Genomic DNA, 11,399 nt, shown 5'->3' on the forward strand with positions numbered 1-11,399 from the left:
ACAGATCTGTTCTCGCCCCCGCTGCCTATGTCTGCCTGCAGTGGTGCCTGCCGGCAGCTGCTTATGAGTTCAGCGCCTTAGCCAAAGCCGCGGGGCGTTTGGTTGAGACCACCCAGTAGGGCGTCGGGTCCGCGGGGTCGTTGATGTGCACCCGGACGGCCTGCTTCACCCACGGGCGGATCATGAGAAATGCGCGTGCATCCAGCTGCGGTCCGCGAGCCTGGAACGCCGCAGCGGGGCCCAAAGGCTCAACTTCGGTGATGAAGCTGCGCTCGATGTGTGCTCGCCCCGCATAGAAGTGGGTGTCGGTTACGAGGATCTTCGCGCCCATAGTCATCAGCCAGGTCGCCGCGAGGGCGAAGACGACCACGGGCACCACGATCGCGCCGAGCGGCCAGACGGGGTAGACCATGGCAGCGGTCATTGATGACAGGAACAGTGCCACAATCCACCAGGTGATCGTGGGTGAGAGCTTCTCGACGTAGGCGACGCCCTGCGTCGCGGAGGCGGGGGAGTTCATGTGCCCCATTGTCCCACGTGGCTGGCGTGGTGTTCGGCCGCCCGGTTCACGAGGTGGCATCGGCACGCGCTAAGCACTAAAGTCCTGCCCGTGGCTGCCAATATCGTTCCCGTCCAACTCAAAGTTCTCGACCCGGGGCTTCCCGTGCCCGCCTATGAGCACTCCGGTGATGCCGGCTGCGATCTGATCGCCGCCGAAGACGTCGTGCTGCAGCCGGGGGAGCGTCGCCGAGTTCCGACCGGAATTGCTCTGTCGATTCCCGAAGGGTACGCGGGCTTCATTCACCCCCGATCGGGACTGTCATCAAAAGCCGGTGTGACCGTCATCAACGCGCCGGGCACCATCGATGCGGGCTACCGGGGCGAAATCCAGGTTCCGCTGGTCAACCTCGATCCGGATGCGACCGCGACGATTTCGCGCGGTGACCGCATTGCGCAGCTCGTCATTCAGGAGGTCTCCCGGGCGGAATTCGAGATTGTCGATACGCTGTCAACATCAGACCGGGGCAGTGCCGGTTTCGGATCAACCGGCGGATTCACCCACAACGAGGAGCAGTAGATGTCATTCTTCAGCCGTTTTCGCAAGGCCAAGCCGTCAGAGGAACCGAACGAAGAACCGAACAGCACCGAAGAAGTCGCCGCTGACGAAGCTGCGGCTGACGAAGCTGCAGAAGTCGACGCCGACGATGACTTCGCGGCGAAGGAAGGCCCGCGCGACCGTGCCGAGAACGGTCCGTGGGACGCATCCGAAGAGGCCTCTGAGGCTGACCGCCTTGACCTTGGTGCTCTGAAGATTCCCGTGTACGACCAGATGCAGGTACAGCTTGAGCAGACCGAGGACACGCGCGAAATCGTCGCCGTCACACTCGTGCACAAGGGCGGAAACCTGCAGCTGCAGGCCTTCGCCGCTTCTAAAGCAGAAGGCATCTGGGGCGATGTGCGCACCCAGACTGCGGCAAACATTGAACAGGCCGGCGGTTCGGCAGCTGAGCGCTACACCGAATTCGGCACCGAGCTGCACGCCGAAGTTCCCGTCAAGCTCGACGGTGAGGACACCCCGTCCCTGCGCCCCGTGCACTTCATCGGGATTGACGGGCCCCGCTGGTTCCTCCGGGCAGCACTGACGAACGCGGCCGCAGAAGACAGCCCCGCGAGTGAAGAGCTGCGCAAGGTGCTGCGCGGCGTGATCGTCGACCGCGGCGAAGAAGCGCGCCCTCCGCGCGAACTGCTGATGCTCACCCCGCCGAACACGGAACCGAAGCGGGAAGAATCAGACGACGACGATCCGCTCAACCCGGGTCCCACAATTGCCGAAGTCCGCTGACAGCGGGACGCGCGCTGCACGTGTAGCCGAACTGCCGCGTCAGGCGCGGACCTGCGTGCCGATCAGCGAGGTCGAAGATCGTGACACCGCGTCGGTGGCCGGAACCATCAGGTCGATCACGCGGTCAGCACACGGTGCGAATCCGACATTCGACTGTGTCGTCGCCGACGACACGGGTGAGGTGCGGGTTCGCTTCTTGGGTGTGCGGGAAATCTCGGGGCTCCTGCCCGGTCGTCCGGTCGCGGTGCACGGCAAATTCTGCCTTTTGGGCGGTGAAATGGTCACGCTCTGTCCGGCCTACACACTGCTGCGCGGCAGACCCTCAACAGCGCTTCGGTGATCAGCGGGTCATTGCCGTCAGCTGCGAATGCAGCTCCGGCAGGGTCAGGAAGTACAGTTCATCGCCGGCGATGAGTGAATCATCGGCATCGGGGGCGAAGGCGCGGCCCTGCCGGACCAGGGCAACGAGAACAGTGTCGGCCGGCCACGAAACGTCGCCCACACGCTGACCCGTGATGGCAGCGGTTTCGTGCAGCGTCACCTCGACAAGGGATGTGCCGCCGCGCTGCAGGTTCATCAGCTGCACCAGACCGCCGACCTCGACTGCTTCTTCGACCAGCGCGGTGAGCAGACGAGGTGTCGAGACGGCAACATCGACACCCCAGCTGTCGTCGAAAAGCCATTCGTTGCGGGGATTGTTGACTCGGCTGACAGTGCGGGGAACACCGAACTCGGTTTTCGCCAGCAGGCTCAGCACCAGGTTCGTCTTGTCATCACCCGTTGCCGCAACGACGACATCGGCGTAGTCAAGATTGGCTTCGGCCAAGCCATCGGGTTCGCAGGCATCGGACAGGAGCCACTGCGCGCCTGGCACCAGGTCACGGCGGATGGCGTCCTTGTCTTTGTCAATGAGCAGGACGGTGTGCCCGTTCTCCAAAAGCTCACGGGCCACGGAATTGCCGACGGAGCCGGCTCCGGCGATGACGACCTTCATGGTGACTCCTTTCAGTCCTGCTGCCTGTACTGCTGTGCCGGGGGCGCATCGAGAATCCGCTCGATGTCCTCGAGGTCGTCCATCCGGGACATGATGTGCACAAGATCGCCCTCCTGCAGGAGGGTGTCCTTCTGCGGCAGGATGCCCTCACCCGACCGGGTGATGAAGCCCACGCGGCCCGGCACCGCATCTTCGATTTCGAGAACGGAGTGCGAAACCCACGCCGGGTTGACGTGCACTTCTGACAGGCCGATCTGTCCGGACGGGTCGCGGTATTCGTTGACGGAGCCCTGCGGAATGAGCCGGCGCATCATCTGCTCGGCCGTCCACCGGACCGTCGCCACGGTCGGTACGCCCAGCCGTTCGAAGATCTGGGCGCGCTTGGGGTCGTAGATGCGGGCGGCGATGTTCTTCACGCCGAAGGTTTCGCGGGCGACGCGCGCGGCCAGAATGTTCGAATTGTCGCCGGAAGAGACCGCGGCGAAGGCGTAGGCGCCATCAACTCTGGCGCGTTTGAGGACATCTCGGTCGAAGCCGACACCCGTGATGGTCGAACCGGAGAAGTCCGGGCCCAGCTTGAGGAACGCATCCGGATCCTGGTCGATGACCGCTACCGTGTGTCCGCGACTGTCGAGTGTTCTGGCCAGGAGGGCGCCGACGCGCCCGCAGCCCATAATCACAAAGTGCACGGCATCCGCCTTCTTCACAGTTGACTACCATGGGGGCCGTGGCAAGCAGTTTTACCTATGCGCTCAAGCGCGCAGTCGTTGGACGGCCGTTTCGCAGTGACCACTTTAGACGCGAAGCGCTCCCAAAGCGCCTCGCAATGCCGGTTTTTGCCTCAGACATGCTGTCCTCGGTCACCTACGCGCCGGATGAGATTCTGCTTGCCCTGTCGACCTCCGGGATCGTGGCGATCACCATTTCGCCGTGGATCGGCCTTGCCGTAGGCGTCGTCACTCTCATCATGGTGCTGTGCTTCCGGCTCACGCTGCGGGCTTATCCGGCCGGCGGTGACTATTCGGTTGTCGCGCAGAATCTCGGTGTCCGCCCGGCTAGGCTCGTCGCCGCCGCTCTTCTGGTGGACTTCGTCTTGACCCTGTCCGTGTCGATGGCGGTGTTCGCCGGCTTTGTTGCCCAGCTTGTTCCGTCGCTGCGCGGCTACACGGTTTTTGTTGCGCTTGGAGGCGTGGCCGTTGTGTCGCTGTTCGGTCTGCGTGGCTGGAAGGGCACTCGTACGCTCATGGCGGTGCCCACGTACACGTTCATTGCACTCGTGTTCATCATGCTTGCCGTCGGCTTCGGCCGGATGCTCGCGGGTGATCTTCCGCAGGCTGAAAGCGCTGCGTTCACTCTGGAGCCCTTGGCCGGCGTTGATACTGCGATGCAGGGCTTGGCTGCCGTGTTCATCGTCTTGCGGGCCTTCTCGTCGGGCTCTGTGGCGGTTGCAGGAATTGAGACGGTCGCTGCCGCAGCCCCGAAGTTCCGTCAGCCGCGCGGCCGCAATGCCGGAAATACGCTGCTGATCACGGGTGCCCTGTCGGCGACGATGCTGGTGGGGCTCATGTGGCTGGCCTCGGTGCTGGGCATCAAATATGCCGCCGAACCGGAAGCGCAGCTTTTTGTGAACGGCCACAGCGTCGGGCCGGACTACGTGCAGCATCCGGTGGTGGGGCAGATGGCCGAGGCGGTGTTCTCGTTTTCGCCGGTGCTCACCGCCGTTGTCATCGTCGTGTCAGCGCTCATCCTCCTGGTTGCGGCGAACACCGCCATCGAGGGCTTCCCGGTCCTGGCTTCGCGCCTGGCCCGCGACGAGCTGCTGCCCAAGCAGATGGCCACCCGCGGAGACCGCATGACGTTCTCCAACGGCATCCTCGTGTTGGCAGGCGCGTCGATGCTCATCATCTTCATTACGGACGCACAGCCCACCAAGCTCATTGAGCTGTATCTGGTGGGTGTCTTCCTGTCGTTCTCTTTGGGCCAGCTGGCCATGGTCCGCCACTGGAGTCGCATTCTGCGCCGTACCGTTTCCGGGCCCAAGCGCACCAAGATGCTCATTGCCCGTGTGGTCGGCTTCGTCGGAGTGGTTCTTGGACTGACGGTTCTCGTGGTGGTCATCATCACGAAGTTCGTCGGCGGGGTGTGGATGGCGCTGCTGGCGATGTTCCTGCTGTACGCGCTCATGGGCGGCATCTTCCGTCACTATTCGGCAGTCAATCGCGATTTGAGCGTCGATCCGGAAGATACGGATGTGCGTCGCCTGCCGGCCGGAACACGCGCGGTCGTCGTCGTCACCAGCATCAACAAACCCGCTTTGCGCGCTGTTGCCTATGCGCGGGCCAGCCGTCCCACTCAGCTGGAGGCGATTACTGTTGCGGTCGATGCCGAAGCGGTTGAGGAAATCCAAAAGCAGTGGGACGCGATGGAGCTGACGGTTCCGCTGACCATCATCGGTTCGCCGTTCAGGGAACTCATCCGTCCGATCATGCGGCACGTGACGACCCTGCGTCGCCGTCATCCGCAGGACCTCATCATCGTCTACATTCCCCAGTTCATCGTGGGCCGCTGGTGGGAGTCGCTGCTGCACAACCAGACGGTTCTGCGGCTGAAGTCGTTCTTGGCTTTCCTGCCCGGTGTGGTTGTTGCGACCGTGCCGTGGCGCCTGGAGTCCTTCAACCGCAGTCAGGTGGTTCTGGAAAGCGCGGAGGGCAATATCGAACTGTCTGACCTCAGGATGAAGAAATGACTGCTCAGCGTCCCGCGGTCGGTGACCGCCGTGTTCTTGTTCCCGATGCCCCGGCTGCCGGGGGAGCGGCCGCTGCCCGCACCGAGGACGGGGTTGTCTTCGTTGACGGTGCCCTTCCGGGCGAAACGGTCGAGGTGGAGCTGACCCAGGTGAAGAAGCGCTTTGCTCGCGCTCGGGTCACCTCGGTTGTCACGCCATCAGAGCACCGTGTTCCCGACCGGCTGGCTGCCTGCGGTGCCGCAGGCGTTGGCGGGGTGGAGTTCGCTTCGGTTGATCTTGCGTATTCGCGCAGGCTCAAAGCCGAAGCCGCCCGGCAGCAGCTGGAGCGGATCGGCGGCATCGAATGGGACCTGCGGGTCAGCTCGCTGCCGCGTGAAGCTGATGGGGGCTCCGGTATGGACTGGAGAACCCGAGTGCAGCTTGCCGTGGGCCCGGACGGCCAGCCCGGCCTGAGGGCCGGGGGATCTCACCGGGTTGTTCCGGTGTCTCGTATTCCGCTGGCGGTCGATGAGCTCAATGACCTGGGTCTGCACCGGCAGACCCTGCCCGGTCTGTCGAGGCTCGAGCTCGTCGCCTCGGCTGGCGGTGGTGCGATCATCGCCGTGGGGCAGCCGAAAGAGGCCGTGCTGGGCAAGCTGAGGGAAATCGCAGCCGCGCAGCCGGGTGCCTGGTCTGTTCTGCTGCGCACAGAGGGCAAGCGCAATCGCGGTCGCCCAGCACCCCCGCAGGTTCTCGCGGGCACTGGTCGGGTGCGCGAAGAAGTCCGCGGCCAGCGCTTCGGTCTGGACGCCGACGGCTTCTGGCAGGTGCACGTGGATGCCGCGGATGTTCTGTCAGCGAAGGTCCTCGAGTTCGCGGGCCGTCCGCAGTCCGCACTTGATCTGTACTGTGGGGCCGGGCTGTTCTCGGTGTTCCTCGCCAAGGCGGGGGCCAAAGTCACCGGGCTCGAAGGATCGCAGGCGGCGATTCAGTCCGCCAGAGCCAACGCGGAAGGCCTGCCGGCCAAGTTCGAAGTCGGACGCATTGAAACGCTCGGAATGCTGCCGCCGGCCGACACCGTCGTGCTTGACCCGCCCCGAGCGGGAGCCGGAGAAGACGTCGTCAACATGATCGGCGCCTCGGCGGCGGGAAGGGTCGTCTACGTCAGCTGCGACGCCGGGACTTTCGCGCGTGACGCTCGCGGCCTGCTCGACTGCGGTTTTGAACTTGCGCACCTTCAGGGCTGGGATGCCTTCCCGCTGACGAAGCACACCGAATTCACCGCTGTCTTCACTCGCTGAGACTGGGCACGGCAGCCGTGCCCCGGTGGTGGAGAACACTGTGGTGATGCGATAAGATTTATCTTGACGTCAAGATACTTTGCACAACGTTTTTGTTGCCTAATTCGAGCTCGGATGAAGCCGAGCCGGGCGCAGGGTATCGAGAGCGAACGAACAGGAGAGTCACTTGAGCAACGTCGACAGTTTCAAGTCCAAGGGCACTCTTGAGGTCGGAGACAAGTCCTACGAGATCTACCGCCTCAGCGCGGTCGATGGTTCGGACAAGCTTCCGTTCAGCCTCAAGGTCCTGCTGGAGAACCTGCTCCGCACCGAAGACGGTGCCAACATCACCGAGGACCACATCAAGGCACTCGCCTCGTGGGACCCCAAGGCCGAACCGAGCGTTGAAATCCAGTTCACGCCGGCTCGTGTCGTCATGCAGGACTTCACTGGTGTTCCCTGCATCGTCGACCTCGCCACCATGCGCGAAGCCGTCAAGGAACTCGGCGGTAACCCGGACGACATCAACCCGCTGGCTCCCGCTGAACTCGTCATCGACCACTCGGTCCAGATTGACTCCTTCGGCAACGCAGACGCCATCGAGCGCAACATGGACATCGAATACCAGCGCAACGGTGAGCGCTACCAGTTCCTGCGCTGGGGCCAGACCGCATTCGACGACTTCAAGGTCGTTCCCCCGGGCATGGGCATCGTCCACCAGGTCAACATCGAATACCTGGCACGTGTCGTCATGGCTCGCGAAGTCGGCGGCGTGACCCGCGCATACCCCGACACCCTCGTCGGCACCGACTCCCACACCACCATGGTCAACGGCCTCGGTGTGCTCGGCTGGGGCGTGGGCGGCATCGAAGCCGAAGCAGCAATGCTCGGCCAGCCCGTCTCCATGCTCATCCCGCGCGTCGTCGGCTTTAAGCTCAAGGGCGAAATCCCCTCGGGCGTGACCGCAACCGACGTCGTTCTGACGATCACCGACATGCTCCGCCAGCACGGTGTTGTCGGCAAGTTCGTTGAGTTCTACGGCGAAGGCGTTGGAGCCGTTCCGCTGGCCAACCGCGCCACGATCGGCAACATGAGCCCCGAATTCGGTTCGACCGCCGCCATGTTCCCCATCGACGACGTCACCATCGACTACCTCAAGCTCACCGGCCGTTCGGACGAGCAGATTGAGCTGGTCGAAAAGTACGCCAAGGAACAGGGCCTGTGGCACGACCCGTCGAACGAAGTCGAGTACTCCGAGTACCTCGAACTCGACCTGTCGACGGTCGTTCCTTCGATCTCCGGTCCGAAGCGTCCGCAGGACCGCATCGAACTGTCTGACGCCAAGGCTCAGTTCGCCAAGGACATCCACAACTACGCTCAGCCGGGCGAAGAGGACAAGTCCGTCGACGTCTCCATGGGCGACGGCCGCGAATTCGAACTGAAGAACGGTGCGGTTGCCATCGCATCGATCACCTCGTGCACCAACACCTCGAACCCGTCGGTCATGATGGCTGCAGGTCTGCTGGCCCGCAACGCCCGCAAGAAGGGTCTGAACTCCAAGCCGTGGGTCAAGACCTCGATTGCTCCCGGTTCGAAGGTCGTCACCGACTACTACACGAAGGCCGGCCTCATCGAAGACCTCGAGGCGCTGAACTTCTTCATCGTCGGCTACGGCTGCACCACCTGCATCGGCAACTCCGGTCCACTCGAATCGGAGATCTCGGAAGCCATTCAGGACAACGACCTTTCGGTCACCGCAGTCCTGTCGGGTAACCGCAACTTCGAAGGCCGCATCAGCCCGGACGTCAAGATGAACTACCTGGCTTCGCCGCCGCTGGTCATCGCATACGCCCTGGCCGGAAGCATGGACTTCGACTTCGAAAACCAGCCGCTGGGTCAGGATCAGGACGGAAACGACGTCTTCCTCAAGGACATCTGGCCTTCGCCGGAAGAAGTCGAAAGCGTCATCGACTCCTCGATTTCGACCGAAGCCTACAAGTCCGAATACGGCACCATCTTCGACGGTGACGAGCGCTGGCAGAAGCTCGACACCCCGTCCGGTTCCGTCTTCGAATGGGACGACGAATCGACCTACGTCCGCAAGCCCCCGTACTTCGAGGGCATGGAACTCGAACCGGCACCGGTCAAGGACATCGAAGGTGCCCGCGTGCTCGCCAAGCTCGGCGACTCGGTCACCACTGACCACATTTCGCCGGCTGGTTCCTTCAAGGCCGACACCCCGGCCGGTAAGTACCTCACCGAGCACGGTGTTGAGCGCAAGGACTTCAACTCCTACGGTTCGCGCCGCGGTAACCACGAAGTGATGATTCGCGGTACGTTCGCCAACATCCGCCTGCAGAACCTGCTGCTCGACGGTGTTCAGGGTGGCTTCACCCGCGACTTCACGCAGGAAGGCGGCCCGCAGACCACCATCTACGACGCCGCTATGAACTACCAGGCTGCCGGCACCCCGCTGGTCGTCCTCGGCGGTAAGGAATACGGCTCCGGTTCTTCGCGTGACTGGGCTGCAAAGGGCACCAAGCTGCTCGGCGTTGCCGCTGTCATCGCTGAGAGCTTCGAGCGCATCCACCGTTCGAACCTGATCGGCATGGGTGTTCTGCCCATGCAGTTCCCGGCCGGTGAAAGCGCTGACACGCTGGGCCTGGACGGCACCGAGACCTTCTCGATCGCAGGTGTCGAACAGCTCAACGAAGGTGTCACGCCGAAGACGCTGAAGGTCACCGCGACCAAGGACAACGGTGAAACCGTTGAGTTCGACGCTGTTCTGCGCATCGACACCCCCGGTGAAGCCGACTACTACCGCAACGGCGGCATCCTCCAGTACGTCCTCCGCTCGCTCGTGAAGTGACGCACTGAAGATTCGCTGAAGCCGTAAGGCAGCGCTGAAGCGGGCCGGATCATATGATCCGGCCCGCTTTGCTGTGTCCGCTTGTCTGCGCCCCGAGGCTCGAAATCGTTAGACTCACATCGTTCGACGCCCCGATCGGCGGGGTAGCAGCAGCCCCGGCCAGAGAAGGAGCGAAGTTTGGCATCTGAGTCCGCAGCAGCGAAGACCAGTGCGCGCGTGCACAGCATCGGCGGCATGGCTTTGACCGAGCTTTGGGAGAGATTCTCCTTCTACGGACTTCAGAGCATCCTGTCCTTCTATTTGCTCTACGAGCTCGATCAGGGCGGACTCGCACTCAGCCCCGCGGCCTCGGCGGGCATCGTCGGCGCCTACGGGGGAGCGGTCTACATCGCCCAGCGCATCGGAGCGTGGCTCGGCGAGCGCGTCCTGAGCCCGAAGCGGCTTGTGCTCATCGGCGGCATCGTCATCGCGTTCGGCCACATCGGCCTGGCCGTCGTGGCCGGACTGCCGGGGCTTGCCATCGGCCTCGTCCTCATCATCCTCGGCACCGGCGCACTCAAGACGAACATCACATCCATCGTCGGCTTCATCCTCGAAGACGAGACCCTGGCCAGACGAGACGCGGGATTCTCCTATTTTTACATGGCCATCAACACCGGTTCCGTCATCGGACCGCTCGCGACGGGCTTCGTACAGGAGGAATGGGGCTTCCACCCGGGGTTCGCGCTTGCGGCAGTCGGCATGATCGCCGCCGTGATCCAGTACGTCTTCTCCTCCCGCCGCCTGCCCAAGAGGGCCGACCAGGTCACGCGGCCGCTCTCGCCGCGGGGTGCGCGCACCGCCGTCGTCCTCACCGCGGCTGCCATCGCAGTCGTCGGCATCGCCGCATGGAGCGGACTGCTGCGCGCGGAGATGCTCTCGACTGTCGCTACGGTCGTCGCCGTCGTCGCTGCTGCGGCGTATTTCGCCGTCATGCTCACGTCGAAGAAGGTCACTGCGACCGAGAAGCGCCGCGTCGCGTCCTTCATTCCCCTGTTCTTCGTCTCCGGCCTGTACTTCGGCTTCCTGTTCCAGAAGTTCACCGCCGTGTCGATCCTCATCCAGGAGAGAGTGGACCGCAGCCTCGGCGACTGGTCCTTCCCCGTCGGATGGGTCTCGATGTTCAGCCCGCTGGCCGCGGTCCTCGCCGCACCGCTCATCGCATCGCTGTGGACGAAGATGGGCTCGCGCCAGCCCGGCGCGGCCGCCAAGTACTCGATCGGGTCGATTCAGATCGGCGTGGGCTTCTTCTTCCTACTCGTCATCTCCGCGTGGGCGTTTCAGGACGAGATTCCCGTCGTCCTCATCCTGATCTTCATGGCGATCATGGGCAGCTCGGAGAACTTTGTCGGACCGATCGGGCTGGCTCTGGCCACGCAGATCGCGCCGAAGGCGTTCACCGCCCAGATGGTCGCGGTCAACTTTCTGACTCTGGCGCTCGGCTCGTCGCTGTCCGGTCTGCTCGGGCAGCTCTACGCCGCGATTCCGAACAGCGCCTACTTCGTCATCATCGGCGCCTCGGCGGTCCTCATCGGCGTGTGCCTGCTGCTCGTGCGCAGGCCCCTACAGAGGAGCCTCTACGCCGGCCTGAGCTGACCGGCTCTGCACACGAGGCGCCGCTCAGGTGAGTTCGAAAACTCACCTGAGCG

At 63.5% G+C, this 11,399-nt stretch carries 10 protein-coding genes; 7 read left to right on the forward strand and 3 right to left on the reverse strand.

From position 1 onward, the window contains the following. Window positions 1-61: 61 nt before the first annotated feature. Window positions 62-520, reverse strand: coding sequence for a DUF3093 domain-containing protein (locus HMPREF3092_RS10810; RefSeq protein ID WP_070424889.1), 459 nt, complete (start codon window positions 518-520; stop codon window positions 62-64). Between the two features lie 90 nt (window positions 521-610). Here HMPREF3092_RS10810 and dut point away from each other — a divergent pair, with 90 nt between their 5' ends. The 3 genes from dut to HMPREF3092_RS10825 are packed head-to-tail and all read left to right on the forward strand — an operon-like array spanning window position 611 to window position 2,183. Further along, window positions 611-1,078, forward strand: a complete 468-nt coding sequence (gene dut / locus HMPREF3092_RS10815; RefSeq protein WP_061941247.1) for a dUTP diphosphatase — start codon at window positions 611-613, stop codon at window positions 1,076-1,078. Continuing rightward, window positions 1,079-1,843, forward strand: a complete 765-nt coding sequence (locus HMPREF3092_RS10820) for a DUF3710 domain-containing protein (protein WP_070424890.1) — start codon at window positions 1,079-1,081, stop codon at window positions 1,841-1,843. It abuts the gene before it with no gap. A gap of 55 nt (window positions 1,844-1,898) precedes the next feature. Continuing rightward, entirely contained in the window at window positions 1,899-2,183 is a 285-nt protein-coding gene (locus HMPREF3092_RS10825) for a single stranded DNA-binding domain-containing protein (RefSeq protein ID WP_141738028.1), read from the forward strand. On the opposite strand, the gene HMPREF3092_RS10830 is transcribed toward HMPREF3092_RS10825, so the two are convergent. Next, a complete protein-coding gene (locus HMPREF3092_RS10830; RefSeq protein ID WP_061941239.1) occupies window positions 2,184-2,837 on the reverse strand; it encodes a potassium channel family protein in 654 nt (217 codons plus the stop codon). An 11-nt stretch (window positions 2,838-2,848) separates the two neighbouring features. Further along, on the reverse strand, window positions 2,849-3,526 hold the full coding sequence (locus tag HMPREF3092_RS10835; protein WP_061941237.1) for a potassium channel family protein: 678 nt from the start codon (window positions 3,524-3,526) through the stop codon (window positions 2,849-2,851). 38 nt (window positions 3,527-3,564) lie between these two features. Between HMPREF3092_RS10835 and HMPREF3092_RS10840 the strand changes: the two genes are divergently transcribed. The 4 genes from HMPREF3092_RS10840 (at window position 3,565) to HMPREF3092_RS10855 (ending at window position 11,346) form a co-directional block, all read left to right on the forward strand. Then, window positions 3,565-5,583 carry an APC family permease gene (locus tag HMPREF3092_RS10840; protein WP_256174458.1) on the forward strand — a complete coding sequence of 673 codons (2,019 nt, stop codon included), beginning with the start codon at window positions 3,565-3,567 and terminating at the stop codon, window positions 5,581-5,583. Then, the gene (locus HMPREF3092_RS10845; RefSeq protein ID WP_070424892.1) at window positions 5,580-6,863 is read left to right on the forward strand and encodes a class I SAM-dependent RNA methyltransferase; all 1,284 of its coding nucleotides are present in this window, start codon (window positions 5,580-5,582) and stop codon (window positions 6,861-6,863) included. The genes HMPREF3092_RS10840 and HMPREF3092_RS10845 overlap by 4 nt, the downstream gene beginning before the upstream one ends. Window positions 6,864-7,029: 166 nt before the next feature. Then, window positions 7,030-9,711 carry an aconitate hydratase AcnA gene (acnA, locus tag HMPREF3092_RS10850; RefSeq protein ID WP_062020892.1) on the forward strand — a complete coding sequence of 894 codons (2,682 nt, stop codon included), beginning with the start codon at window positions 7,030-7,032 and terminating at the stop codon, window positions 9,709-9,711. Between the two features lie 177 nt (window positions 9,712-9,888). After that, on the forward strand, window positions 9,889-11,346 hold the full coding sequence (locus HMPREF3092_RS10855; protein WP_256174460.1) for a peptide MFS transporter: 1,458 nt from the start codon (window positions 9,889-9,891) through the stop codon (window positions 11,344-11,346). Window positions 11,347-11,399 lie beyond the last annotated feature (53 nt).

This window comes from Brevibacterium sp. HMSC24B04 (genome assembly GCF_001806835.1).
GTDB classification, from domain to species: Bacteria; Actinomycetota; Actinomycetes; order Actinomycetales; family Brevibacteriaceae; genus Brevibacterium; species Brevibacterium ravenspurgense.

What these genes read in the sequence shown, in the direction of transcription:
- HMPREF3092_RS10810 (WP_070424889.1), bottom strand. Translation starts at nt 520, where the DNA reads ATGAACTCCCCCGCCTCCGCGACGCAGGGCGTCGCCTACGTCGAGAAG.
- HMPREF3092_RS10820 (WP_070424890.1), top strand. Translation starts at nt 1,079, where the DNA reads ATGTCATTCTTCAGCCGTTTTCGCAAGGCCAAGCCGTCAGAGGAACCG.
- HMPREF3092_RS10830 (WP_061941239.1), bottom strand. Translation starts at nt 2,837, where the DNA reads ATGAAGGTCGTCATCGCCGGAGCCGGCTCCGTCGGCAATTCCGTGGCC.
- HMPREF3092_RS10845 (WP_070424892.1), top strand. Translation starts at nt 5,580, where the DNA reads ATGACTGCTCAGCGTCCCGCGGTCGGTGACCGCCGTGTTCTTGTTCCC.